This is a genomic window from Paenibacillus sp. FSL K6-1330 (assembly GCF_037976825.1).
In the GTDB taxonomy this organism is placed as follows: Bacteria; Bacillota; Bacilli; order Paenibacillales; family Paenibacillaceae; genus Paenibacillus_AQ.
The window spans coordinates 6,001,638-6,027,308 of sequence record NZ_CP150269.1 but is presented as its reverse complement, the minus strand read 5'-3'; the positions used below and the strand labels follow the sequence as shown (position 1 = coordinate 6,027,308).

General features: G+C 47.2%; 20 protein-coding genes. 19 read left to right on the top strand and 1 reads right to left on the bottom strand.

Annotated elements, in window-relative coordinates:
• Nucleotide 1 precedes the first annotated feature (1 nt).
• Nucleotides 2-949, top strand: a complete 948-nt coding sequence (locus tag NYE54_RS27405; RefSeq protein WP_339267617.1) for a serine/threonine-protein kinase — start codon at nucleotides 2-4, stop codon at nucleotides 947-949.
• Here NYE54_RS27405 and NYE54_RS27400 read toward each other — a convergent pair.
• Nucleotides 912-2,834 (bottom strand): VWA domain-containing protein, encoded by a 1,923-nt coding sequence (locus tag NYE54_RS27400; RefSeq protein ID WP_339267615.1) that lies wholly within the window; start codon nucleotides 2,832-2,834, stop codon nucleotides 912-914. The genes NYE54_RS27405 and NYE54_RS27400 overlap by 38 nt on opposite strands.
• Before the next feature lie 594 nt (nucleotides 2,835-3,428).
• On the opposite strand from NYE54_RS27400, the gene NYE54_RS27395 reads away from it, so the two are divergent.
• The 18 genes from NYE54_RS27395 to NYE54_RS27310 all read left to right on the top strand — a co-directional run bounded on the left by NYE54_RS27395 (nucleotide 3,429) and on the right by NYE54_RS27310 (nucleotide 25,569).
• Entirely contained in the window at nucleotides 3,429-5,597 is a 2,169-nt protein-coding gene (locus NYE54_RS27395; protein WP_339267613.1) for a transcriptional regulator, read from the top strand.
• A gap of 278 nt (nucleotides 5,598-5,875) precedes the next feature.
• Nucleotides 5,876-6,307 carry a membrane-associated protease 1 gene (locus tag NYE54_RS27390; RefSeq protein ID WP_339267612.1) on the top strand — a complete coding sequence of 144 codons (432 nt, stop codon included), beginning with the start codon at nucleotides 5,876-5,878 and terminating at the stop codon, nucleotides 6,305-6,307.
• A gap of 126 nt (nucleotides 6,308-6,433) precedes the next feature.
• Nucleotides 6,434-6,979, top strand: a complete 546-nt coding sequence (locus tag NYE54_RS27385) for a DnaJ domain-containing protein (protein ID WP_339267611.1) — start codon at nucleotides 6,434-6,436, stop codon at nucleotides 6,977-6,979.
• Nucleotides 6,980-7,015: 36 nt separating this feature from the next.
• Complete coding sequence (locus NYE54_RS27380; protein WP_339267609.1) at nucleotides 7,016-7,555, top strand: FHA domain-containing protein; 540 nt, start codon at nucleotides 7,016-7,018, stop codon at nucleotides 7,553-7,555.
• A 41-nt stretch (nucleotides 7,556-7,596) separates the two neighbouring features.
• A complete protein-coding gene (locus NYE54_RS27375) occupies nucleotides 7,597-8,115 on the top strand; it encodes an FHA domain-containing protein (protein WP_076324588.1) in 519 nt (172 codons plus the stop codon).
• A 15-nt stretch (nucleotides 8,116-8,130) separates the two neighbouring features.
• Nucleotides 8,131-9,015: a protein phosphatase 2C domain-containing protein gene (locus NYE54_RS27370; protein WP_339267607.1), complete on the top strand. Its 885-nt coding sequence runs from the start codon at nucleotides 8,131-8,133 to the stop codon at nucleotides 9,013-9,015.
• Between the two features lie 44 nt (nucleotides 9,016-9,059).
• Nucleotides 9,060-10,988: a serine/threonine protein phosphatase gene (locus tag NYE54_RS27365; protein WP_339267606.1), complete on the top strand. Its 1,929-nt coding sequence runs from the start codon at nucleotides 9,060-9,062 to the stop codon at nucleotides 10,986-10,988.
• Nucleotides 10,985-12,271 (top strand): normocyte-binding protein, encoded by a 1,287-nt coding sequence (locus NYE54_RS27360; RefSeq protein ID WP_339267604.1) that lies wholly within the window; start codon nucleotides 10,985-10,987, stop codon nucleotides 12,269-12,271. Before NYE54_RS27365 ends, NYE54_RS27360 begins: the two co-directional genes overlap by 4 nt.
• On the top strand, nucleotides 12,262-12,960 hold the full coding sequence (locus NYE54_RS27355; protein ID WP_339267602.1) for an iron-dependent peroxidase: 699 nt from the start codon (nucleotides 12,262-12,264) through the stop codon (nucleotides 12,958-12,960). The genes NYE54_RS27360 and NYE54_RS27355 overlap by 10 nt, the downstream gene beginning before the upstream one ends.
• Nucleotides 12,961-13,079: 119 nt before the next feature.
• Nucleotides 13,080-15,728 (top strand): molecular chaperone, encoded by a 2,649-nt coding sequence (locus NYE54_RS27350; protein WP_339267601.1) that lies wholly within the window; start codon nucleotides 13,080-13,082, stop codon nucleotides 15,726-15,728.
• A gap of 150 nt (nucleotides 15,729-15,878) precedes the next feature.
• Complete coding sequence (locus NYE54_RS27345; protein ID WP_339267599.1) at nucleotides 15,879-16,652, top strand: DNA and RNA helicase; 774 nt, start codon at nucleotides 15,879-15,881, stop codon at nucleotides 16,650-16,652.
• A gap of 62 nt (nucleotides 16,653-16,714) precedes the next feature.
• The gene (locus tag NYE54_RS27340; RefSeq protein WP_339267597.1) at nucleotides 16,715-18,265 is read left to right on the top strand and encodes a contractile injection system protein, VgrG/Pvc8 family; all 1,551 of its coding nucleotides are present in this window, start codon (nucleotides 16,715-16,717) and stop codon (nucleotides 18,263-18,265) included.
• A gap of 21 nt (nucleotides 18,266-18,286) precedes the next feature.
• Nucleotides 18,287-19,423, top strand: coding sequence for a pentapeptide repeat-containing protein (locus NYE54_RS27335; RefSeq protein WP_339267595.1), 1,137 nt, complete (start codon nucleotides 18,287-18,289; stop codon nucleotides 19,421-19,423).
• A gap of 5 nt (nucleotides 19,424-19,428) precedes the next feature.
• On the top strand, nucleotides 19,429-19,947 hold the full coding sequence (locus NYE54_RS27330; RefSeq protein WP_339267594.1) for a hypothetical protein: 519 nt from the start codon (nucleotides 19,429-19,431) through the stop codon (nucleotides 19,945-19,947).
• Nucleotides 19,948-19,954: 7 nt separating this feature from the next.
• Nucleotides 19,955-20,677 carry a DUF4280 domain-containing protein gene (locus NYE54_RS27325; RefSeq protein WP_076324578.1) on the top strand — a complete coding sequence of 241 codons (723 nt, stop codon included), beginning with the start codon at nucleotides 19,955-19,957 and terminating at the stop codon, nucleotides 20,675-20,677.
• A gap of 26 nt (nucleotides 20,678-20,703) precedes the next feature.
• Nucleotides 20,704-23,853: a hypothetical protein gene (locus tag NYE54_RS27320; protein ID WP_339267591.1), complete on the top strand. Its 3,150-nt coding sequence runs from the start codon at nucleotides 20,704-20,706 to the stop codon at nucleotides 23,851-23,853.
• Nucleotides 23,854-24,759: a hypothetical protein gene (locus tag NYE54_RS27315; RefSeq protein ID WP_339267590.1), complete on the top strand. Its 906-nt coding sequence runs from the start codon at nucleotides 23,854-23,856 to the stop codon at nucleotides 24,757-24,759.
• Nucleotides 24,760-25,044: 285 nt separating this feature from the next.
• Nucleotides 25,045-25,569, top strand: a complete 525-nt coding sequence (locus tag NYE54_RS27310; RefSeq protein WP_339267588.1) for a hypothetical protein — start codon at nucleotides 25,045-25,047, stop codon at nucleotides 25,567-25,569.
• The last annotated feature ends 102 nt before the right edge of the window (nucleotides 25,570-25,671 follow it).

Here is a 25,671-nt window from a genome sequence, read left to right as displayed (position 1 = left end):
AGTGAGTAAAGCAATGATGGAAAACGAGGGGAATGGACTGCGCCGCAATTATAGATTGTACAGCAGGGAGTCAGGATCGTCACTGACTTACCGGGTTCGCAGTAAGATTTCTGCAAGCGAACTGGCCATCGTATACGCGGTCAGATGCGAAGAGAAGGATATGAAGTTCGTGATCAAGGAGTTCTTCCCTAAATCGTTAGTACGTAGAGGGAAAGATGGCAGCTCTGTACGCCGGTTATCGGGAGTGCCGGATGATAAGTATGAAGCTTTAAGGAATGCATTTATTAATGAAGGAAAGATTTTGAAGGACTGTGAGCATCCCGGTATTGTCCGCTTTATGGGTCAATTTGAACAAAATGAGACCGTCTATATTGTTATGGAGTTTATAGAAGGGGTTACATTGGCAGAAATGATTGAGGGACGTCCAGATAGAGTTGAGCCCGGCTTTCTGTACAAGACGATGCTTCCCTTGATTGAGACGCTGGAACATCTGCATAAGCAAGGAATCATTCATCGTGACTTAAAGCCGGGCAATATTATCATTGATCACCAGAGGCGCGCGAAGCTGCTCGATTTCGGTTCAGCCATTCGTTTTGACGGCAGCGGCGGCTACCCGATTCTGACAACAGCCGGGTATTCGCCACTCGAGCTTTATTCCGAACAATCTCGTCAAGGGCCGGTAAGCGATATATACAGCTTGGCTGCATTGTTGTATTATTGCTGCCGCGGCACGGCGCCCACAGATGTTCGCAAGCGATTGTTCGATGATCGGCTGGAGCCGATGGGCACGGGGTTGAAGCGCCGTTGGCCGTTTCTGTCCCGAGCCATCCGACGCGGCTTGATCGTTGAGCCGGACAAACGCTGTTCTTCTCTTAAATGGTTCAAGGCTGCGATTACGATGGAATATGTGACTAGCCCGTCTGCTCGCCGGTGGATCCGTTCCGGATAAAAATATTTGTAGCCGGCTTAATGGCCTTGTAACGCAGCTCGATTTCAGTTATACCGTCCTCGAATGTAATGTACAATTTGTCATTATATTCGAGGATTTCTTTTTTATTCATCGGCAGCGGCGTACGGTTGCGAACAAGTGAACAACGTGATGTGTTCTTTACGATCAGCTTGCCGTCTTTACCTGGGGTAAAGACAATTTGTTGCGCTTCAGGAAGCGGCTCATGTACATCAAGGCTCACGAACAGCTCCAGCAGACTTACCTTACGTCCCCCAAAAGAGGTGAGCGGCCATGATTTGACCGGCACTTCACTGCCGCTGGCCGTTGCCAGAAAATATCCTTCCAGCTTGCCGGCAAAGCCCGGCTTCGGACGCAGCCACATAAATAAACCGGCGGCAATGGCAAGAAGAACAATTCCTCCGGCGATAGACCATTTAAGCACCGTGTATTTCGATTTGACGTTAACGGTTAATATCGCCGTAGCCGAGCCGCCTTCCGAATCGGCAGCAGTTACCGTAATTTGGGTCTGCCCCGTTTGAAGCGGAGACAAAAGCAGTTCCCCGTTCTTAAGCTCAGGGGTCAGCATTTTATTTGGCTTGTGGCCGCTGTTCATGGTGTAAGTTAAATCATCCCCGTTCTCATCAAGGAATAAATCGTTCATGTCCAGTACGACTTGACCATCTTCTTTGATGACCTCTAGTTGTTCTCTGCCGTGGACGGAGGGCGCTATATTCACAATATTCTGATCTTGGACGATACTGTGCCGATAGAAGCTCGGACCATCCATTTTTACCTGCCATGTGTATTTACCTGAGGTGGAAAAGATGTATTCCGCATAAAAGCGTGTGCCCTCGTTCTTCATATCTACAACAACTTCCTTATTCGTCTCCAGATTCGTCACGACAAGCTGTCCTTGCAGAGACTGATACACTTCCTGCTCCATTAATTGCTCATTTGTAGCCGGATGGATGAGATAAGCCTCGATACCCGTAGGCTGACCCTTGATGGCGGCTTTGCTCGTGATTGCCGCTTTGGCTTCCAGCTCATAGCTTCCGAGCAAATTTATTTTTACAAGATCCCCTGATGTGCCCCTAAATTTAAGCTTGGCCGTGCCTTTCTTGGGCTGAGATACCTTGATCAGCGTGTAGCTCCCTGACTTGAACATACGTATATTCTCTGAGCTGTAGAAAAGCTGCGTCTCCTTGAGTGGATGCTCGGAAAGCAAAATAATGTTGGCTTCTCCCATACTTGAATTGGGAATGTCGACTTGTACCTCTTGCAGCTGCCCCGTCGCCGTAACGCCAGCTACCGGAAGCAGCACGGATCTCATTTGCGTCGCGAATATCCGGTTGAAAATTTCAGGCAAATCGTCAGCACTGCTGGTCATATATGAGGCGCCGCCAGTTTCATTCGCGATGCGCTCCAATTCCTCAGGATTGACGGTGCCGTCGTGGTTCAGTCCGATCGTGTAGATCGGGTATCCATCCTTCTTCGCTTTTGAAATAGCTTTGTCTACGTCCTTAGCTGAATCGGCAGCAGTTCGTTGAGACCGGGAAGCTGGCCCAAAATCTGTTTCTCCGTCAGAAAGAAGAATGACGAACGGCTTACGTCCACTGCCCTCTCCTTCAGACGACTTGGATGAGATCAAGTTCCCGCCTGTGTTTAGTCCTAATCCTAAATCGGTATATCCGCTTCTGCGGAGTCCGGCTATTTTTTGTTTGAGCTCTGTCTTATTAGCCGCTACCGAAATGGAGGTTAGCGGTTTGGAATCCACAATTTGATGATTGTAGGCTACAAAGCCGATTCTCGTCCGGCTCGCTTCACTCATGTCCATGAACATATGAATCACTTCGTTCGCCATTTTGTTAGGGTCAGCATGATTCATAGAATAGCTTGTATCCAGAACAAAGACCGCATCAAAAGCATCGGTGTGATTTTTTTGTAAGGAATTTGCAGAAACAGGGAATGGATTGTGAAAATTTGTCGTAAAAAACATGAAAACAAAAATCAGGATAAAAGTCCTAGTGAATAAAAAAGTGCCTGGAGTCTGTTTTTGCCTTTTTTTCTTCATTTACCGATACCCGCCTTATGTACTATATAGTATTGGAATAGAGCGGAAATAGTCGCTCAAATATGTATATTCAAACTTATATCGGAATTGGGCCTTGTTTATTGTATATTATTCCAAAAAATAGGTCTTTGATTGGATATATTTTCCTCATGTGAATGAATGAAAGGTTCTTAAGTCCCTATATTCATCATCAATTCAAGATATTGACAATTGATAGGAGCGATGTTTAATATTACCCTCGAGACCCGGGTACAGTGAAACTCGTCCCGGTCATACGACCCAGGTATCCCGTACAATAGTCGGATATCGTCGAAAAAATAAGTAGTGCAAGCGTCCGGCATGGGAAAGAATCCGGGGTCTTCATCAGGCCGGCTGCGCTTTTTAGAAACGGGAGGAGGAATAACGACAATGGATATTATCAATCAGACCAATCGAACGATGCTGTTCGAAGAGATCAATCCCGAGAAGCTGGACCTGATCACCATTGTGGGCGATGTTAAAGGCATTGATAGTCTGAGCGACGACAAAATCAAGGAGATCAATAGCCAGCTTTTAGTGCGAAACTTCGATGAATTTTTGGACAAGTTCTCGCCGACGGTGTACTCATTTTTCAATGCGGCTAACCAAAAAGTCGTCTACATGCTGAAGAAGCCCGATGGAATCGCCGAGGAGGCGATTTCCGAAATCCGGATTGATCAACACAATGATTTCTTGAAAATGCTGTTCACACTGATCGACACGAAACGCAGCCAGGGAATGACGAACGTCGATTTCAAGTTTGAGCATTTGCTCGACATGATTTCGCCGAAGAAGGTCATGGATGACATTCGTCAGGTTCGTAAGGAAATCCATTACATGTACGGACAATACGAGAAGCTGGATGACGAGGATCCGAAAAAGCTGGATATGGGCGACAAACTGAACGCGATGTTCGAAGAGGCGAGTGCCAATTACAACAACGTGATGGCTATGCTTCCACTGGCGATCGAGGATATTAAGACGCGTCTGCTGCTCGGCAGCTCCAACGAGGAAAGCGATTCCGAAGCGGTGCAAATCGGGATGCTGACGATCGGGGAGAGCGGGGAGTTAAAAATCATCGAGGCTCCGAAGGGGGACAGCACGGAACTCGTGCTGCTGGACGAGAACAGCTCCAATGGTTTGGCAGTTGTCTTCGAAGACGATTACAACTCCATCACGGAAACTCCATCCGGTTATGTTAAGGATTTGGTTGTACGAACCTTTAGTCCGCTGCCGGCGGTAAGCACGGAAGTGAATCTTGAGACAGAGGTACAGAACTACAACACGTATTTGGAATTCTACAAAACGGCCAAGGATGATTTTGTCAAAACCGTGAAGCCGCTGGTGGAGAAAATTCTCGGCGTCAAAATGTTTTTTGATCAATATGCCGTCAAGAACAAAGGGATGGCACCTTCGCTGCTCGTGACGAATACGAAGCTGGACATGATCGTGAAAAGCGCCAATATCCCTCGTTTGGAGACTTATTTGAACACGGTCAACTCCAAGAATGATTTCTCGGATACGATCTGGTTCGGCATCGTCCCTTCCGTAGAGCTGGAGAGTGCCGGCAAGGTGAAGGTAACCCGCGAGCGCTTCAAGGGTAACGAGAAAATTGCCAAGCAGGACGGCAACACCATGGAATCCTTGTCGATGCTCATGCAGGTTGTCAAAGACTTCAAGGTGCAAATCTTCTTCAGCTTCGAATCGGGAGAAGAGACGACGTTCAACAATATGGCTACTGCAGGAATCGATAAATACATCGATAAATGCACGCCGCTCCTCCGTAAAGAGTACAGTGAATATGCAATTCCATGTATTCCGAACTTTACGGTCATTCCGAAGGAAAAGTCGGGCGTAATCATCGATAGCCGCATGGTTCAGACCGAGAATGGAGCCCAGCTCTCCAAGGAAAAGGAAGACATACTCAAGCTCTGGATCGAGGGTGTTTATGTTGGGGCCTCGTATGTGGCTGCGGGTATCGTCTCAGCCTATCAATGTCCGGAGTACTTGAAGGAATCCTTCAAGAACACGAGCAAAGAGTTCCCTGGCGTTCGTTTTGACATTGAAGCTGGCGAGAACAGCCTGCGGGCGGTCACGACGATGGCGAAGGAAATTACCGGATTTACGAATACGATCAAGGATTCGATTAACCGGAAGAACTTCGGCTTTATTTTCTCCTCGGAGAACGCTCAGCTGCAAGGCAAGGATATCCGCCGGATTACGGTGTACAAGGCGAGAAGCCTAGCTGCGTCGGAGGACGGGTTCGATTCCATTTACAAAACACTGGTCAGCACATACATAGAGCGGATTCTTCGCTTCCAGACGGCCGACTTCAAGCATGAGAACATCATTAAATTTTTCAGTAACAATCCGAGCAGCCAGAAGAGCATGTGGCTGGCCAAGCGCGGTTTCATAAATTCAATTATTCATGACGGCGATGACATGAATTATGTGATCGACGAGAAGAACAACCTGTGTCACATTGATCTGATCTATAACGGCAATGTGAAGAATTTGGAAGTTATGATTACCAAAGGCACCAGTCCAGTCAAAGCCTAAGAGGGGAAATTCAAAAAACAACTTTTGATCACGAAGCGGGAACTGAGGGAATACTCGGCATCGAATATTGAATTCAGCCGAAACTTCCGGTGCTCACGTAGGTTTTGCCTACGCTCCGCTCCTCAGTCCCTAGCTTCATTCAACCTTCTCGGTGCTGAAGCATCAACTTAATCTGTATGTGGGAGACGATCCTTCAACGGTTCGTCTCGTTACATAAATTTTGGGCAAGAACATCTGCCCGAACAAATAATTTCACTTATGCTAAGGAGGATTTACGTATGGGATTCAGATTGAAGGTAGAAGGAGCCGAAACGATCGAGCTCGGATTGGACAACATTCAGAAAGTGGTTTATGACACGGATACACCGGATGATTCAAATGCTAGATCAACTGATGTTGGTTCCACATTGAAAATCAGCGGTAAAATCATCACTGCCACGGACGGTGACAAAGCGGATGACACGCTGAAGCTGGCGCTGTGGTCTTTGGTTCCTGCAGAAAAGGCGGATTGCTACCGTAAGCTGACGCTTGAAGTGATCGCAGCGGATCAAGTGGTTCGGGAAATTACATTCCCTAACGCTTTTGTGGTGGATTACAAAGAAACATTCGGCGACACCGAAGGTGTAGGTACTTTCGAGCTGTACGTGAAGCAGAAGAAAGACAAAACCGAGTTGGCTAAGCTTAACGGCGGTTACGACGCAAGCAATTAATTCATTGCACTCATAGTACCAGGGCAGCAAGTAATCTCAAGGGGCCAGGCCCCTTGAGATTTACTATACCTTGTGCGAACGCCCACTTGAGATAAGAAAGGCTGCAGTAGTGACAACCTGCCGACAGTGGGAAAAAGCACGAAAGAAAGTCAGGTGCTCTTTGATCAGGCCGATAAAGGCATAAGCGAAAGCGGGGAAATCGCGTTGAATGGTACCGATTACTACACAGAGCTCGGAGTTTCTAGGCAGTCCACGACAGCCGAGGTTCGACAAGCTTATCGCAGGCTGGCCAAGCGTTATCATCCGGACGTCAATCCCGGGAATGCAGAAGCGGAAGCCAAGTTTAAGCTGATTGTCGAGGCTTACGAGACCTTAAGCGATGAGCAGCTTCGTGCAGCTTACGACGAGAGGCAGACTAGTGCCAATCCATCCTCAGGGCAGCAAAATGGCAGGTCGCAGGCAGGACAGGGCGGACGGAAATCGTCTGGCACATCGTCGGCGAAGGTGGAGTCGGAAGGCTTTGATCCGGCTGAGATACACAAGCAATTTGAGCAGTTTTTTGGCATGTCGTCGCCCAAGGGGCGGTCAGATTCGCAGGATAAGGAAGCAAACGATAAGAATCCGCTGGATACTTCAGCGATGTTCAATCAATTTTTTGGCTATAAAAAATAACCGATATTGCCTACATACATTGACGGGGGGAGCGACTTGAAGCCGGAGAACCACAAATGGATTACACTTATTGATCTGTTGATATACGGAATATTAGCCGGTATGGTGCTGTATGCCCTGCTCCGTCCTTTGCATTATACATTGCAAATGTCCATCGTCGCGGCATCGGCCGTGATTGCAGGCGTGTTGATTTGGACCAGTGGTCGTTCCAACGATAAACCACAGGTAGCGAGGGAAGCTGTCGTGAAGATCGTGCTGCTCGATGATGACGGAGAGCGCGTGAAGGAATGGTACGTCAAGGGAGAAACCTCAGTCCTGATCGGAAAAAACACGCAGCGCGGCGAGGTTGACATAGATTTGTCGGACTGCGAGTATGCGTCGCTTGTCAGTTCCGAGCATGCTGTCCTGAATCGCGTTGGCGATCAGTGGTTCATTGAAGATGCGGATTCCCACAGCGGGACAGGCATCCGCAAAGCAGGACGCAGCGAGGCGAATCGGCTTGTTGTCGAAGAGCCTGTAGAGATTGGTACAGGGGATATGATCTTTATTGCTAATACGCGGTTGTTAGTGAAATAACGGAGAACACACTTACCTACAAATGGGGGATTGAATCGAAGATGAGCTTGACGAGATGCCTGAATGGACACATGTTCAGTACGAGAAAGCATGGCAACACTTGTCCATATTGCAATACGACGCTAGAGCAGCCTTCGCGGAACGAATCACGCAGACCCCAGGTCGCGGAGGATATGGAAGAGAAGACGATGCCTTATCTGGGGGAGACGACGGGAATTCAGCCGGTAACCGGCTGGTTGGTATGTGTCGAGGGCCCGCAGATGGGACAGGATTACCGTATTATGGCTGAGAAAAATTTCATCGGCCGCGCGGAGGAAATGCAGATTCGGCTTATCGGGGATAACGCGGTGTCCAGACGCAATCATGCCGTGATCGTCTACGATCCGAAGAAGCGAAATTTTTATTTGCTGCCGGGCGATGCCTCAGGGCTTGCTTATCACAACAACGAAGCGGTATACACGCCGGCTGAGCTTAACGCCTATGATTTAATCCAGCTCGGGCGCAGTAAATTTGTATTCGTGCCTTTATGCGGACCCCATTTTGAGTGGGATAACAGTTAAGAACGGATGGTAACGATGGAGGATTTGAGTTTTTTCGAATCGTACGGAATCGTTGCGGCTGCACTGATCACCGTCGCCGTATTGCTTGTTATGCGGCAAAAGCTGCGTACGAGCCCCGCTGTAGAAACTACGCCCGAGAATAGCGAACTTCTGTATATTCCAGACATTATTGAAACGAACAAAATTGGGAATGCCCAGACGATCGGCAAGCGGGAAGAGCAGGATGATTACTTCTCAAGCTCGACAACGAAAATCGGTACGATGGCTGTGATAGCCGACGGCATTAGCGGGTTGTCGCATGGACGAATGGCTAGTACGCTGGCCGTTACGGTGTTCTCGAGAGAGTACTTAAAGGTGGACGATCTGGCGGATATTCCCGAGTATTTTCACAAAGCGGCACTGATCAGCAACCGGGCAATCCTGGAGCAGCTTGGCGGGGAAACCGGAGGAACGACGCTCGTCGTGGGCATCGTGTCCGGAGGATTACTGCATTGGGCTGCGGTTGGAGACAGCATGATTATTCTGTTTAGGGATGGCGAATTTATTCCGATCAATTCCAAGCATACCCTGGAGACGGTGCTGGAGGAAAAGTATCTATCCGGCGAAATCAGCAAGGAGGAAGCCAAGGAGAATCCGAATCGCAACCAGTTGGTTAACTATTTGGGATATGGCGGTTTTAAAAGCATGGAGGTTGGCGATCCGGTATCCTTGCAAGCAAATGACACGATCATTCTGTGCAGTGACGGGGTTTATGATGCGCTGACCGAGGTAGAGATGGAGCAGATATTGATGCGGGGCTTGCCGCCGCAGGATGCCGCGGAAGAGATGATCAGCTTGATTGAGCGCAAGAGTTACAAGCATCAGGACAATGCAACGGTCATTATTTTGCAAATGGATTAACACATCATTATTCTCGCAGCAGGTCGGGGGAAACGGAGGAACACATGAGAAAGGAGAACAGCGATTTCAAGACCGCATTTGTCTCCGAAGCGGGTTCGTATATCGACAACAGAGATTATTTTGCCTTCGTGGAGCTTGAGGACATGGCTTGCTACGTTATTGCGGATGGTCTCGATACGGATCGAGAGGCACATAGCGCAAAAATGGCAGTCAGTGTCATCCTGGAGAATTTTATGGAGAAGCCATCCTTGTCACGGAGAAAAATCCGGCAGGATTTGGAGACAGCTCATGAGTGGTTGAAGTTTGAAAGCCGCAGAGTCCGGCTTAAAGCCAGCGTGCTCGTTGTCGTGACGAATTATACGCGGATGGTGTGGGCGACCTGTGGCCATGCGCGATTATACCATTTTCGCGGCGGTCGGCTGAATTTGCGTTCCAAAGATCAGAGCCTGGCGCAGTTGCTTCTGGAGGACGGAAGGGTGTCCGAGGAAGGATTTTCCGGCCATGAGGAGCGAGGAAATTTGTTGAGTTATATGGGGCGGCCAGATCGTTTTGAACCCTATATTTCAAATAAAACTCCGCTTTCGGATGGAGATGTGCTTCTTCTGTGCACACCGGGAATTTGGGAAGAGGTCGAGCTGCCGGAAATGCTCGATGCACTGGCGGAATCGAGTGATCCCGACAGCTTGACGGATACGCTGGAGGACATTGTCCTCAGCAAGCAGCAGCAGACGGTGAACAATTATACTGCAGCCGCTGTTTACGCTAACAAGACGTTTACCGAGAAGCCCAAAAACCGGAAGAAATGGATCATACGCATCGCAATACTGCTGCTCACCATGGTGATCGCCGGGGGAGGCATCTGGTATGCGAAGGCTAGACAGGCGGCAAAATTGGCCGAGACGGTCGTGCAGATGACCGAGTTTGAGCAGGAGGGTGACGAATACGCATCCGCCAGCGATTACCCGAAGGCGCTTAAGGCTTACAGTGAAGCGAAGAACGCGGCCAGCAAGCTGAAGGACAAGCTGCATTTCCAACTGCTTCGCAACAAACAGCGCGTGGCCCAAGCCATGACGGATGGGGACGAATACGTGAAGGACGGCAGCTTCGATATGGCACTGGACAGTTATACAAAAGCGCTGGGTGAGGCGGAGAAGTACAAGCCGTTCAAAGTAGAGGATATTCAGGCTCGAATCGAGCGAAGTGAGGCGGTCGCCAAGCTGACGGAAGTCATAAAGGAAGGCGATATCCACTTCCAGAATCAGGATTACACCAGCGCGCTGGAGACGTACAAGAAGGCGTACAGGGCAGCGATTGAAGCGAATTATCCGAGCGGTCAGAAGCAGTTGGAGACGAAGATGGAAGAGACCGAGGGGAAAATCAATACCATTTATCGGGAGACCAAAACGCTTAAGGCCGACAATTTGGAGAAAAAAGGCGACCGTGCGCTAGCCGCACTGGATTATAACGCCGCCATTGAGGCTTATTCGCTGGCACAAGAAATTTACCAGGAGATCGACAAACTGGAGCGGGTGTTGGCGATGGAGCGGAAAATTGCCAAGGCCGACGAGAAGCGCAATCCCATCGTGCCTGCGGCGGGGCAATTGGATTCGTCTTCGCTCCCGGATGGAGGGATGCCCGTTTCGGGCATGTCCGGGATGAACGATTGGAATGAAATGAACGGACAGAATGGCTCAAGTGGAAATAACGGATCGTACGGGAGCAATGGATCCGGCGGGACTTCCGAGTGGAGCGGTGCTTCAGAATCAAACGTGGACCGAGCCACTAGAATTGAAGGAAGCGAGGATCAAGCTTCAGGAGGCACGTCTTCGCCTGATGGATCAACTTCATCAGGACCAAGTTCGGTGAATCAGGGTACTACCGCTGGATCTGAGGAGGCAGGAGCAAGCCCAGCAAGTTCTACGAGCGACAGGCAGGATCGGTCAGCTGCGCCGGAAGGAGGCGGGGGATCATGAAGGATATCGTGATGGATCGGCTTAGTAAAATGGAGGATTTGCAGCAGCGCCGGGTGCTTCGCAATCTGATGAGCGGCGTGTTCCTCGGCCTGGTTGAATACCAGGAGGAGCTGAACCGCCAGATTGAGCGGCGAGTATTCGAGGAGGTCGGCAATCAGGACAGCAAATACGATGTGTATGTGGGGATGTGCCGCCGTGAGGAATGGGATCCCCTGCACGAGTATTTGTTCCCGATGATTACAGAGGATACGGAGCCGCGCAGGATTGATCTGCATCATTTGGTTGCCCGTCTAAACGAAGGAGAGAAGCAGCCGTTATTCTCATTGTTTCTGGAATGCAAATATCCCATGATCCAGGAGCTGCTCTACAGTGACCGGACATTTCGCGGAGAGCTGGTTACGAATATGGGCCGTCATGTCATTCAAGTCAAGCTGGAGCGAAATACCGCATACATACGAGAAATCGAGAAGCTGTATCATGTTTTTCTAAGCAATGGCCTGCCTTGGAAAACGATCAATCATCCTTACGCTTACAAATTCGTGAACGTCGTATTGATCGGGGGGGACGTACAGCTGGCGGTAGAAGAGGAAGTTCAAGAGATCACCGTTCATCTGGAGGAATACGAAGCATATAAAAGAACGGATCTAGTTCCGCTCTGGAACATTCAGCGCCTAGAACTGAAAACGGGAGGATTCCCGGTTCCGGCGGCTGATCGCGTGAATTTCGAACATGTGCTGCCGCTGCGCAAAAGCGGGCTGCAGCATGGCTATCTGGTCGACACCAATGACGACAGCATTCGTTACATCAAGCGTTCGCCGGAAGAACTGACCGTTGTATCGACGCGCGATAAATCGGATTCCTGGCAGGTATTGATGGTGGTGGAGCCGGTTAGTACAGGCATGGGCAAGCTGAGTTACGCACTGATGTCGAACCGGCAGCGGGACGATTTCATCAGCAATTATGGCCGCAGTCAAGGACAGGTCGTTCGCTCCAAGGGCGAGATCGTGCGGATTATCCATTCTTTTGCCGTATCGGAATGGCTGGAGCTCGTGGATGTGGAGATTCGGCCCCCTTCCGCCAATAACGCGCTGACCTATGAGCTGAACCGGTTCATTACGGATGAGGTTCGGGTGGATAACGGAAAATGGCGGATGTGCCTGAAATTCATCTACCGGGAATCCGGCAAGGAGTTGGGCTATTTAGCCGAGGATATGATGAGCTTTTTGGTGTCCCAAGTCCAGATGTCATTCCCCGAATATCGTTGTGAAGGAGAATGGGCTTGAATTACATTTGGGATTTGCTCGTTCAGGCGCAGGAATCCGGAATTCATAAGCGGGATGTTACTTTCCTTCCGGCCAAGGTGTATTCGCCATACATGGAGCTTAGCTTAGAGGATTTAAATGCCGTTGCGGGCGAGCAGGTCGAGGTTGAGGTCAACCCGTTCTATCGATTCTCCGATGTGTTCCGCGATTTGCTGAACATCAACTTGATGGAAGATGAGGAGATCCGCCATACGTTGTTTGATATTCTGATTCATTTCCTGGCGGAGCTGGACTTCATGCAGGGCATGAATAAGCGGGAATATCACATACGATTCGTACTGCGAGATTTGGAAGCCGGGGCGTTCGGTGAACGGGTAAAGGAGCGGATCGGTCTGTTCGAGCGGGATGAACGGGAGTGGATCGCCTGCGCAATCCTCCGCATGTATGACACGGGAGAGACGCTGAACCTGCTTCGAAGCACGGTAAGCCGAATTTTTCGTCGCTCGACGATTTATGTCAACAGCGAGGAGAAGGATGAGATGCTGTTCTACATCGGTCAGAAGAAGACGGAGCTCGCCGGCCGGAAGCTGGAGCTGTTGATGGAGCTGTTCCTCCCGGTTCGCTACCGCACCGAGGTGTATTGGGATTGCCATGTGGGGATTATCGATGCCGCGGATACAATGATCCAGGATCGCATCGCCATGTATTAGAGAGAGGTAGTTTCTCAGTCCTGACTTCACTCAACCTTCTCGGTGCTGAAAATTCGACTTTTTGAACAGGTATTTTTTAAGGATGCCCCTAACCATTTTGGAGGAGGAATTGATCAAGCATGAAGGGCTATAAACTGTATACGGATTCCACCAGCCAACAGCGGATGCGCGGGAAGGTTCGATATACGCAGGATGAGCTTACGGAGATGACCACCTTCCAACTGCGGAATATTTGCTACCGGGAACGGCTCGTAGAGGGGCTTAGCCATCGGCTGGACCGGGAAGAAATGATCCGCGTCATCCTGAAGTACTTGGGCGCGGACGAAGAGATGTTCATCGGCCCTTTCTGCGAAGGCGGCTTCGAGCGCGTAAAGACGGTGATGAGCAAATACATGCAGGCATCGCTTCAAGGGGACGGGGGCATTCGTGTTCCGGCCCGCATCGTCATTTATCCAAACATCGCCATCGATAAAAGCGACGGCTATAAGGTGAAGGCCCCTGCGGTATTAGCGGAGTCCAATGTACTGCTCGTCAACGACCGGATGGAGCTCTGCGGCATTCTTCATTTGCGCAAAGAGGAGGGCGAGGCGGGCAGCTTTTATTTGGCAGCGGACAGCAGCATGGAATGGCAGCGCACGTCCAATCGCCAGTATAGCCTGTTGTTCCTCCGCAAGCGTGATTCGGAATACGTGTATAAGGCGTATTACCAGGCGCAGGCGCTACCGCCCGTTCAAATCCAATATTATAAAATTCCGCTGGCTGAGCTGGACATACGGGAGCTGCAAAAGACGGATGCCGTGCTGGCGATCGATTTCGGTACTTCCAATACGACGGCCGGCGCTTTTTTATACCACGGGTATGCGCAGTCTCCGAGCAGTCTTGATGTGTTAAACGGTCATATTCGATCCAATGAAGTGAATTTCGTGAAGTTTCCCGATCCGACGTACCGAAGAACGGAATGGCTCGAGGCGCTGCCTACCGCGGTCAGCGTAGCCGATTGCTCAGACCCGGCAGCGGTAAAATACCAGTTCGGCCATGAGGCGTTGTTGAATATCCGCCGCAGCAGCTACAGCAGTAGGGCCTCGGTATTTCAGGGGCTTAAACGCTGGGTGAACAGCTATAACCAGCCAGTCGAGATTATGGACAGCGAAGGAAATACGGCTTCCGTACTGCGGCGGGATATCATCCAGGCGTATTTGAAATACGTTATCCAGATGGCGGAGCATCAATTCAAATGCAAGTTCAAGAATCTGCATTTCTCGAGTCCCGTCAAGATGAAGGCTCCGTTCCTTAAAATGTTCGCCGAGATTTTGCCGGATTATCGAATTGAGCAGCAGGAGGCGCTGGATGAGGGGATGGCCGTACTGTACAACACAATTGCGGACGGCCTGGAACGGAATATATTCATGGAGGGGACGGAGTATAAAGCACTCGTGATCGACTGCGGGGGCGGAACGACGGATTTATCTTCCTGCCGCTTCCGCGTCGAGGACGGGCATATGTCCTACCGCATCGTAATGGATGCGACGTATGAGAATGGGGATACGCATTTTGGCGGCAACAACATTACATATCGCATTATGCAGTTTATGAAAATCATATTCGCGGATTATTACACAAGCGGGCGGCGCAGAGTGACGGATATCGATGATTTGATTGATATTCCGGCAAACGACTTGTTCCGCGAAGTGGATGAGAACGGCGTAGCCGCAGTGTATACCGAACTGGAGCGGCGTTATCGTGAGGCGGAGGCGATGATTCCGACCGCCTTTGCAATGTACGAGAATCGCTCGCGGGACGAGTATTACCGGGTTCGCGGCAATTTTTATTTCTTGTGGGAGATTGCCGAGGGTATGAAGGAACAGTTTTTCCGCAAGACCGGAATTCTGAGGAACCGCTTCGACGCAGAGGAGGACGACAGCCGGGATAACGATCTGCAGATCACGACGATGGAGCGATGGTTCCTGTCGGTGCTGCGGGGCGGTGAATTGAAGGATGAATATGAAATTCCGAATGTTGTGTTCAATATCAAGGAAATTACCCAGCTGATCAAAGGGGATATCTACGAGGTGCTGCGCAAATTTCTGGATGGATTCTACCAGGACGGCGTGCTGGGCGAGTATTCGATTATTAAGCTGACAGGGCAATCCTGCCGAATCGAGGTATTTCGCGAGGCGCTGAAGGAGTTTGTGCCAGGACGGAGTATCGAATTCCGGCAAAAACCCGTCGAAGGCCGTGTTCCCGAGCTGAAGCTGGCCTGCCTGCGCGGAGCGATCCGCTATCTGAACGCCCGGAAGGCCGGCGTCATCGAGACGAGCATTACGAATCATGCCGCTGTCATCCCGTATTCGGTTAGCGCATACACCCATGACCGCCGCGAGCTGGAGCTAATCTCCAGCCTGGAACGGACGAACCGGGTGCTGGGCTTCATCTCCCGGCCTTACCACACACAGGAAGTGGAGTTCCTCCTGCGGGGATCGGACGGCGTGCTGCGGCACAGCTATGTGTACCATAACCGGATCAAGGACTATGAGTCCGTGAAATATGAGGATATCCAGGCGGTCTATCAGGATAAAATTCCGCAGGACGATACCGACTCTATCGTGAACGGAGAGACGAAGTATTTCGTCTTTGCGGATGACAATCACTGGGGCTTTCACGTGCTGCCGATCGCCCGCCAGGACGAAGGGCTGCTGCTCGGACGCAAGGAGTTGTTCCCGTTCGAGAATGAGCGGTCGGAGCTGGACTTTTTTGACGGGATGAAGTAGGGAAGAGCGCTTCTGATCTTTACTTTCAATCCCGTCCTGCACCTGCACGGAGCTCATATGGAGGGACACCAACCTTGATCCGTCATCTGATCACACAGAACTTAACCGGGAGAGTCGCGTAAACGTCACAGCCGGAAGGAGGGGAAGGCAATGTTTAACCATATTGCACCGAAGTTCGAGAAGGGCCGGATCCTAAAGACGGCGATGCTGGAAAATCTGCGCGATTTCCCACGCGAATTTGTGGATGTCTATTTTCAGGAATATACGGACGGCATCATTACTGGTGCCCATGTTGAGGTCGGAGCAGATTCCTTGACCGTTCATCCTGGCATCGTCAAGCACCAAGGGCGTTTATATTTGCTGAACGATGCTGTGAGCACCAAGTACCACGCTACAGGGAGGGAGACCGCGCTGAAGGTTCGTTTCCATGCAGGCGAAGAAGACAGCGACTGGCAGACGTATCGCAGTGAGATCGTGATCGACGAACAGATGGAGGCGGGTGCCTCCGAGCTCGAGCTGTGCCGCTACAAGTTGAAGGAAGGCGCCCGGCTGCGGCAGGATTACCAGGGCTTCCGGGACCTGGCGACTGAATTTAATACCGTGAATGTTTTGCATGTCCGCTATGCGGCTTACGGCAAAAGCACCTTGTCCCCGGTTATCCTGCGCTGCTTCGCAGAGGAAATGATGCGTAAGGGAAGCAGCGATCCGCAGGACTTCATGTTTACGATGATGTGCATGAACGAGGGAACCCTCGCTCGGGACGTCATTTTGCACTATATGGCGAACCGTCTTGGCATGAGCAGCAGGGAGTACACCAACGTGGAGATCCACAAGTATCTGAGCCGTATCCTGGACGGTGTCCGGGGTGGTGGCGGTAAGATGGGCATGATCCCGGGCGGCGGCCAGCGGGTGATTGTGGATTAGGGGAGTTTAATGCAGTCAGCCTACAGATAGAGGAAAAGAAGCAAGCAAAGGAGATGAAGTATATGTCAAGCTTGATCGTTGCGTATGATACCTTGAAAATTGCTCCGTTTGAGATGAAGCTGCATGACGTGAAGCTGGTGAAGAAGATCAATGACCATGCGAGACTAACCTTCAGCGGTATTATTCCTGAAGAGATGGAAGAGCAATATATGATAATGGCCAACGAGCACACCCCCGTAGAACTGCTCTACTACGATCAAAGTGGGGCAAAAAAGACGCTGTTTCACGGTATGCTGCTCAAGTTGCACATTAAGGTAGATAGGGAAGTCTATTGGCTGGAGGCTGAGGCTGCGTCTCATACATATGCTATGGATATCAAGCTGGAGTACCGTGCTTTTCAGGACAAGTCGCAGCAGATTGAACAAGTGATGAAGCATATCGCCGCGCCTTATTCGAGAGCTTATATCGGTAATACGTTTTCCGAACAGCGAACTCTGAATGGATTCACATTGCAATATCAGGAGACAGACTGGCAGTTCCTAAAGCGTTTGGCATCTCGGTATCATGCTCCTCTTGTTCCCATTGCTTCGCGCGACAGCATTTGTTTCTATCTTGGCATCCCCGACCATAGCGACCGAGGGCAAATTGAGGCAACCCATTATCGGGTGTATAAAGACTTACTTGCTTTTAAAAATACGGGAGACCCAAAAGAGTCCGGCCTCAGTGAGCAGGATTTCATCTGCTATGAGATTGTACTGAATCAGGAATTGGAATTGGGAGACAGAGTCACATTCAAAAATCAGCAACTCCACGTGTTTGAAGTACTCACTGAAATGTCTCGTGGAGTTCTTACGCATACATATACGCTTGGCTTACCGAGAGCTGGATATCAAAGAAGAGTCAATAATACCAAAATTATCGGTGCCTCGATTCAAGGCAAAGTAGCCGTCGTGGTTCGCGATGAGGTCAAGGTGAAGCTGGAATACGATCAGGATTGGAACCAGCAAACTGCGTATTTGTTCCCTTATTCGACCATGTATGCCTCGGAGGATCAGACAGGGTGGTACGTCATGCCGGAGAAGGGCGATGATGTGCGTATTTATTTTCCAAGTGCAAATGAGGCAGAAGGCATCGCGCTCAGCAGTGTACGGAAGAAGCTTCCTCAGGATTCCGGAACAGGAGGAGGCGGACAGCAGCAGAGCGGAAGTCAGAATACTGGCGGCAGCCATACCACAACGACAGTGGTCAAGCAGGAAATGCTGCAGCCTGTTATTCACTATGATGCGGATATAAAAGAAGACTTGATGAGTAACCCGGATAGGAAATTCTTCCTGACGAAGACAGGCCAGAAAATCATGTTCGAGGAAGACAAGATTACGATCGTCGGGGCCCAGAACGGCGCATCGATAACGTTGACCAACGAAGGCACCATTATTTTAAACAGTAACAGTAAGATCAAGCTTCAGACTGGAAAGCAGATTGAAATGGTGTCTGATTCGATCCTGCTCCTTGGGAATCAAATCGATATGTCTACGAAGGAAGGCAAGGCTGGTATAACGATTGACCAAGGTCAGGTTAAGTTAAAAGGCGTTGAAATTCTAATGGATGAATAGTTTCTATTACGGGAGGTCGTAATGAATCGGATTGAAGCATGGGAGCAATTCACACAGGAAGCTTTGAAGTATAGAACGGAACAGATTAGAGCTTTGCATGATTTTTTTGGCCGGGAGAAGGATCGAATTGCCGCGGACCTCGTGCTGGTCATGGATGAATTCTTTCAGTATGCTATTCAATTGCAAAACCTCGATCTTATGAAAAAATGCTGCATTATTAAAATATCATTGCTGCGTACTCGACTTTTTGAGGGACATGCGGAGTATATGCTGGAAGTTTTCGATCATGAAACTTTAGGTAGTACAAAGATCTCACCTTATAGATATGAGGCAAAGTGGATTCATGATTATTTTAAGGCTTGGAGTCAAGCTTGTGAAAACAAACGGAAGGAATACATGGGGATTATTCAGCCGCAATCATTGGACTACTGGAGAAGGGAACAAGTGGATTCTTTTCACGTGTATATGGTTCATGCCGTCCGGCATGCTGTCGATCGCTTAATGACCCTACCCTCTTACCAGGAGCTTGCTAAAGACACGCAATTCGAAATTTGCGTAGGCGAGTACGGAGATATGGAAATAAGCGAATCTGTATACTGCTGCAACAGCCGACAAAAATCATCGACCGCCTGTAAACAGTGGTTAGATAAAAAGCTGGATCATGAATACGTCTATGAGCATATCGCGGATGTGGATATTTCTAATGGCAATTATGAGGGGATTCAACTCAACTTCACGAGACTTGAGAAGGTCAAACTTTTAGGTAGTCATCTGCAGGGCAGTTATTTATTAAGCAGCAAATTTGAAGCTTGTGACTGTTCGGAAGTTGACTTTTACGGCAGCGTTATGTTTGATGCTTCCTTCCGTGAATGCAACTTGGAGCGGGCCTGTTTTGACGAAATTACTGGCGGCCGGGACGTTATGAACGAAAACTATGGACTCATGTTTGGTATTCATGGCGTCCAGTTCCAAGGCGCTAATTTGAGAGCAGCGAGTTTTCAACATGCAGCCATAGCCGGTGATTTTAGAGGGGCGTTGCTGGAGGGAAGCGACTTTACCGGAGCAGATTTAACGGGAAGCACGATGTTAAGACGTGATCAATCTCTAGTCTCATTATCTGAGAGCCAGCGGCAATCTATCGTTTGGGTAGAGGAGTGAGCAGATTGGAATATTTTATCCTGGAGCAGGATCGCAGGCTAGGAAGCCTTGACGGTTTGATCACTTGTTCAGAGCAAATGAAGAAGGGCTATGATTTTGCCGAGGACGAGGAGTTTGTATATATCGATTCGCCAAAGGCATTGGAATATGGATGTATTTTGGAGAAGCCTGTTTTACTTGTGTCTGAGGACGTGTATCAAATTCTCAATCGGTACGGGCACGGATTAGTTCATAAGAAGGTCATCGTGATCGATATGGCGCGTAATGGCCAGGTGCATTATTATCTGCCCAATTTCGCGGAAGTACCTTGTACTGATCAGGAATACGCCAAGAAGAACGCTGAGGTTATAGAAAAACTGGATCTTTTTATGGTAGATGAAAAGCTTATTGAGGGTTTAAGCATGTTCAAGCTGAATGTTTACCGCAAATCCTACTTGGTTGTGCGACTTGATGTGGCGGAAGGGATGCTGCGGACTAGCCTGTATGGATTAAATGTAAGACGAATTCTTATTAATGGCAGGTGAATGAGAAGTGGATAAACTTTATACGAGCTTTCTAAAACAAAGCACCATAAGTGAAATAATGAATGCCCCATGGAGGGCGGAAAGCAAGCGGGAAACCTATGTTGCACGGGGAGCCTACATGTATTGTACGATGGGAACCCATGAAGAAGTATTGAATCAGCTTGAACCAAATGGCGTGTATATTAACGACAATAAGATGATGACCGTGAAGGACTGTGTGCCGTCAAGTTCGGAAGAAAAAACCTTTATGGGATTTCCTATTGAGGAACTTAAGGGTGAAATGAATGGAAACTTTTATTCTTTTGGCTTTTGCCGGAGCGCGCTAAATCCTATGAAAATTGCCCATGTGGCGACAGGAGATTCGGGACCAAGTTATATATACAATTATGATCCCGATACCAAAGTGCTGCCATACGGCGAAGAACATAAAATTTTTCCATGTGTTCCTAAATTGATGCCTCACTTACAGCCAACGCCAATGGGATATGCCATGGGCATGAATAATAGCAGCTTAACTTCTATAAGCGGAGTTCCTAATTTTGCAGCAATGATGGCGGGTTTAGCCAAACCATCGGATGGAGTAGAGTGGGATAACGGAAGTTCAAATGTCATGATCGATGGAGTCCCCGCTCTTACCACAAAATCATGCTTAACTTGTAAGTATGGGGGAAAGATTCAGCTCTTAACTAACGGAATGGAACCAACGCCTCCCGAATTTCTAGAAAGATAATGATCTTAAGGAAGGAGGCAGTTAAGATGAAAAGATGGCGTGACATAGACGGTTTTCAAATTGAATGGCCATATGAACTTTCAGCCGTTCGTAGCTTTCGAATTGTTCGCAAGTTTAATGATCATACCCGCTGTTATATTTCAACGACCATGTCGGAGGAACAAGCCGATATATGCTTAAGAAACGGTACATACCGAGATAGCTTGCTTATTCGTAAATCTGCCGAGCAGGGGAATGAGTACCTGTTCGCAGGGGGAATCTCCAATATCGATATTCAGATGGAAGATGGCATTCCCCATGTAACCATAGAAGGCCTGTCGCGAACCTATGAAATGGATCGCCATTTGGAGAGTCGTTCCTTTCAGAACAAGCACCTGACTTATACCGATTTGATTCGGCAGATTGCCAATCTGTATCCCGGAGGGGATGCTCAGAACGAAGCTACGCCCCCCGAAGCGACGATTGGTCAGCTCCTTGTTCAGTATGAAGAGACGAATTGGCAGTTTTTAAAGAGGCTGGCATCGCGGATCGGTACGGTAATCCTTCCTGATATCGTCATGGATTCGCCTCGGGTTTATTTTGGCGTACCTGATTTCTCTTGGGGGAAGGTTATCCGTTCCCATCATTATTCGATCATTAAAGATCGCGGGAACTTTCTTGATATTCAAGCGAATTCGGATGCGAGCTCAGACTTGGGGGAGTCTGACTTCGTCAGTTACCGGGTACATACGAACCAGTACTGCCAGGTGGGGGACAACGTTTCTTTTAAGGGACAGATGTGGGTGGTTACGGAATCCGTTATTACCTATGAGTCTGGTTTAATCTATTATGAATATGTATTGATGCAGCGTGCAGCACTTCGGCGTAAGGTAAGAACGAATCGTGCGCTTCAGGGAGTTGCCTTGGAAGGACGCGTTATAAAACGCGGCAACAACATGGTTAAGGTGCATTTGGATATTGATCACGATCATGACGAACGAGGAAATTGGTGGTTTCCGTACTCACCGGAAGGCAATAACATCTTTCACTGTATGCCGGAAAAAGGGGCGCGCATCAAGGTTTATTTTCCTGAAGGAACGGAGAAAAAGGCGATTGCTATCAACTCCGTGCGAGGCAGAAACGAAGAGATGAAATCGCGCACCGTCTTCCAGAAGCCGATGACAAAAGTATTCCATATGCCTGGAGCGGCGAAGATGGAACTTGGTGAAGACGGTGTATTATTCGAGAAGAATACCGTCAGTTTAACGCTGGATGGGAACGATATTTCATTAACCGCTACGGAATCCATTCTTGTAGTCGCATCTAATGAAATCGAGCTAGGCGGCCAAAATATGCCGGAGCATATCAAGCTCGTGGCTAACGAGACGATCACCTTCTTCACAAACACGGATCACTATATGGAAATCCGGCCGGAGTATGTAGGGATTAAAGGCAAAAAGGTGAATCTCGAAAAGGTCGAGATGGACTTTGTAGATATGCTTACGGACGAAGAGCTTGAGAAGTTGTATGTGGATCATGAATTAGAAGTAGCGAACAAAGAAAGAAAAGAAAATCGAAGATACATTAGCGGATTTTCTGTACCGGCTTATCATTGGACGGAAGAAGTTCGACAAAAAATTACAAACGATGCCATTGCTCGAGTACAAAATCCGAAAACGAAAGAGAGCGCTAAAGAATCATTAAAATCCCTAGGTGAAAATGAATTACAGAGGCGCTATAAAGAAAAGTTCATTCCACCCCCACCTAAGGCAAAGAGAAAGTCAGATAAGGAAAGAGCCCAAGAACAGCAAGAATATACGGAGTTCTATCAAAACTATGTAGATATACGAAGTGGCAAGAAGGCACCGCCTAAACAGTCAACCTCTCCATGGAAAGCTGTGAAGGATCAACTCCCCCTAAAGGAACTGAAGACTCATATCGAGAAACAGGCTAATCATAATGAGGCTTTACAGGGGCTTGTGAATGTAACAAAAGCATTATCTGGCTCGATAGAAAAATGGGGGGATCGTTGGGAGGAGCGAAGAGAGGAACATCAATTAAATGAGTTGATTCCGCAGGTACCGGATTATCTTAGCAAAATCCCGGACGAGGATATCTATTTTTCACGTTTCACCTTTGAGGAGCTCGTGGTTAAACAGCAAAAATTGATGACAGAACTCAACTTATTGTTTGGAGCCGTAGCTGTGGTAGGTGCCTTTTTCACCGCAGGTGGTTCGTTATATTTATTAGCCATAGCCAATGGAGTTTGGGGCGTCGCACAGATCGGTGTAAGTACCATGAAACTGCAGGATTTAAATGATGGGGTAGTATCCGACACAAGCTTCTTAGGGATTAATCAGGAAATGCTGGATGTGACAGGGGTAATTCTAGGGGCGGTGGATCTAAAGATACTCGCAAGTAGTCTGTTAAAAGGGGCCAAACGAGCTTATAATGCTAGATATGTTAAGAGCGTTAACGACATATCTCCACCAAAAACTAAACAATGGAGTGAAGCTCGGAGGAAGTTGGATGATCAACTTAGAAGAGCAACTGAAGAAGGCAAAACTTTATTGAATGATATAAGTGTAATAATTAATCCAAGAAACTATGAAGCAGTGCCAGTAGGCCAGCTTTCTACCGGAAATGGTACAATTGGAGGATTTAAACAACTTGTCCGTACTGGTGACGAGCCTCTCTTTATGTTCAGTAAAAGTGGGGGCTCTGGAGGAATAAGATTAACTGAACCATCACTGCCTAAGGGTGGAAAACTTACGGATAAAGAGATGGAGATGTTTACATCTAAGAATAAATCACCGGGACATGAGAAGGAATTTGAGTCAGCGAGATTATTAAGGGAGGAAGGTTATGATATAAAGATATTAGAAGAATTAAAGGAAGGAAATGGATTTGGTATAAAGGACAATGCCAATCCTGATTTTATAATAGAAGGTAGTGTCTTTGATTGTTATGCACCAGTAGGGGACAATCTCAAGAATACTGTAAATCAAATACAAAGTAAAACTAAATCCCAGGCAACAAGAATTATATTAAATTTAGATAATTATGAGGGAAGTATAGATGGACTAAAAGATATGATTTTAAGAAAAGCAAATCCTAAGGGTGATTTAAAATACCTAGATGAATTGCTGGTTATTAAAGACGAAACAATCATAAGATGGTTTTGGAGGGAAGGATAGATGGAATTATCATATTTTTTCTATACTTATTTTAAAACACGAGAAGAGACAGAGGACTTTTTACTTGAACAAGTAAAAAGTATAATTGATGATCATTTTACTCTTCGAGTTAGTAGACAAGAAGAGAGTGAAGAAGGTGAGGGAGATACACTGGACTTCACTTGTAACTATTTTGGAGTTAATACTAATCTACGTCTTGTTCAAGAAACATGTGAGGAGTTCAGCTTAAATCTAAATTTTGGAATGAGAATTATAATTTATCCTAGTGGGGAAACAAAGTTCATTGAATTTATGGGAAACTTACTTAAGGCTACTAATGGAAATGCTATATTGCTAGATGAAAATTATAATAAAGTTTTAGAAAGAAGACATCGCATTTTGAGTGTCAATAATTACTTTTTTAAGGGGGATTTTAGTAAGCTTGGAGTTCCCTATCTAGATGGAACTTATCAAAGGTTTCTACTACAAATAGATATTGATATTAAAAATGAGAGTATTATACAAATCATAAAACCAAAAGTGGTTGAGATAGCAAATAGATACATTGCAGATGGAGAAGGAAATGTGGTAGAAGATCCTGATTTTCCATCTCATTTTTCATATGTTTCTGATGATTTTAGAGTTGAAGTAGGTAAAGGACGAGAGAGTAATGTTGCTGTTGGTCAAATAGTAAATATGTCTGTTGGAGATATTTACTTTCCAGAGGATGATAGAGTAGTTGGAGTAATGCAATTCTTTAAGAAAGTTATAGAGAGTTTTAAAGGTGATTGCAAATTAAGTGTTACTAAAGGATACCTTACAGAGGATTATAAAAAAATAGTACTCATGAAGAGAGAAAAGGAGGTTATAACCCTAAATGAAAGCGCAGAAGAAACGACTATATTAAAAACCGTTGGTTTAGGCTAATTGTTATGGCACTGTAGAGAATTTGTGCCCCATTAATGTAACCATTGTAAAATTTAAAATATGTTAATAGGCTTATTCCACTTAATTTGGAATGAGCCTTTTGTTGTTGCGATCTAAAGAAGATACCTTTAGTTAAAACTTAGAGATAAAACTACGAATCAAGCAAAAAGGCTGCACTTATTGAGTTTTTGTTAATTCAAACACACAAGGATTTAAAACATTTAAATGAAATATTAGTCATTGAAGGTCGTCAAGTAATTAGATCGTACTGGAGGTATGAGTAAAATGGATTATTCGTTAAGTATTGGTTCTAATTTGCCCAAAGAAGAATTGGGGAAATTGCTCTACAATATCATAAGCGAAGTATTATTTGTAGAATTAATAAATTACGTGGCAGAAGTATGGGATAGGTCTTATACTGAGCGCGTAAGTGTCGGTTGCACATATTTTTCAATGAGCATTAATTTAGATGATGAGGATGACTATATAGAAAGTTATCGGAAGGCAAATTTCGAAGCGTTTGGTGTAGATACGAATGTTTTTATTAGTATTCAATTTAAAACGTATGCGTTTGATATCGGATGGTTAAAGTTCCTTGGAGTAATCGGGAAATTATTTCAGTTATACAATCTGGATTTGGTTGTTGAGGACCACACCACATATCCTCTATTAAAGAGAATTAAAGGACGTGTGCTTATAAATAGTAATTTAGATTATCGAACATGGTATATGACTAAAGAAAATCTAGAACTACTGAATTATCCTTATCAAGGAGAAGATTTTTTAAAAGATAGCGAGCACGAAAAGTAATTTTTTTTCTTAGTTAACAACAAATCTATTAATTAGTATTATGGAAATAAATAGTATATCATGTAGATTTGCGTAATTCATCCTATATTCTAATAGAAATCG

What these genes read in the sequence shown, in the direction of transcription:
- NYE54_RS27375 (WP_076324588.1), top strand. Translation starts at nt 7,597, where the DNA reads ATGAGCTTGACGAGATGCCTGAATGGACACATGTTCAGTACGAGAAAG.
- NYE54_RS27370 (WP_339267607.1), top strand. Translation starts at nt 8,131, where the DNA reads ATGGAGGATTTGAGTTTTTTCGAATCGTACGGAATCGTTGCGGCTGCA.
- NYE54_RS27310 (WP_339267588.1), top strand. Translation starts at nt 25,045, where the DNA reads ATGGATTATTCGTTAAGTATTGGTTCTAATTTGCCCAAAGAAGAATTG.
- NYE54_RS27355 (WP_339267602.1), top strand. Translation starts at nt 12,262, where the DNA reads ATGGGCTTGAATTACATTTGGGATTTGCTCGTTCAGGCGCAGGAATCC.
- NYE54_RS27365 (WP_339267606.1), top strand. Translation starts at nt 9,060, where the DNA reads ATGAGAAAGGAGAACAGCGATTTCAAGACCGCATTTGTCTCCGAAGCG.
- NYE54_RS27390 (WP_339267612.1), top strand. Translation starts at nt 5,876, where the DNA reads ATGGGATTCAGATTGAAGGTAGAAGGAGCCGAAACGATCGAGCTCGGA.
- NYE54_RS27345 (WP_339267599.1), top strand. Translation starts at nt 15,879, where the DNA reads ATGTTTAACCATATTGCACCGAAGTTCGAGAAGGGCCGGATCCTAAAG.
- NYE54_RS27315 (WP_339267590.1), top strand. Translation starts at nt 23,854, where the DNA reads ATGGAATTATCATATTTTTTCTATACTTATTTTAAAACACGAGAAGAG.
- NYE54_RS27340 (WP_339267597.1), top strand. Translation starts at nt 16,715, where the DNA reads ATGTCAAGCTTGATCGTTGCGTATGATACCTTGAAAATTGCTCCGTTT.
- NYE54_RS27400 (WP_339267615.1), bottom strand. Translation starts at nt 2,834, where the DNA reads ATGAATCATGCTGACCCTAACAAAATGGCGAACGAAGTGATTCATATG.
- NYE54_RS27395 (WP_339267613.1), top strand. Translation starts at nt 3,429, where the DNA reads ATGGATATTATCAATCAGACCAATCGAACGATGCTGTTCGAAGAGATC.
- NYE54_RS27335 (WP_339267595.1), top strand. Translation starts at nt 18,287, where the DNA reads ATGAATCGGATTGAAGCATGGGAGCAATTCACACAGGAAGCTTTGAAG.
- NYE54_RS27350 (WP_339267601.1), top strand. Translation starts at nt 13,080, where the DNA reads ATGAAGGGCTATAAACTGTATACGGATTCCACCAGCCAACAGCGGATG.
- NYE54_RS27320 (WP_339267591.1), top strand. Translation starts at nt 20,704, where the DNA reads ATGAAAAGATGGCGTGACATAGACGGTTTTCAAATTGAATGGCCATAT.
- NYE54_RS27360 (WP_339267604.1), top strand. Translation starts at nt 10,985, where the DNA reads ATGAAGGATATCGTGATGGATCGGCTTAGTAAAATGGAGGATTTGCAG.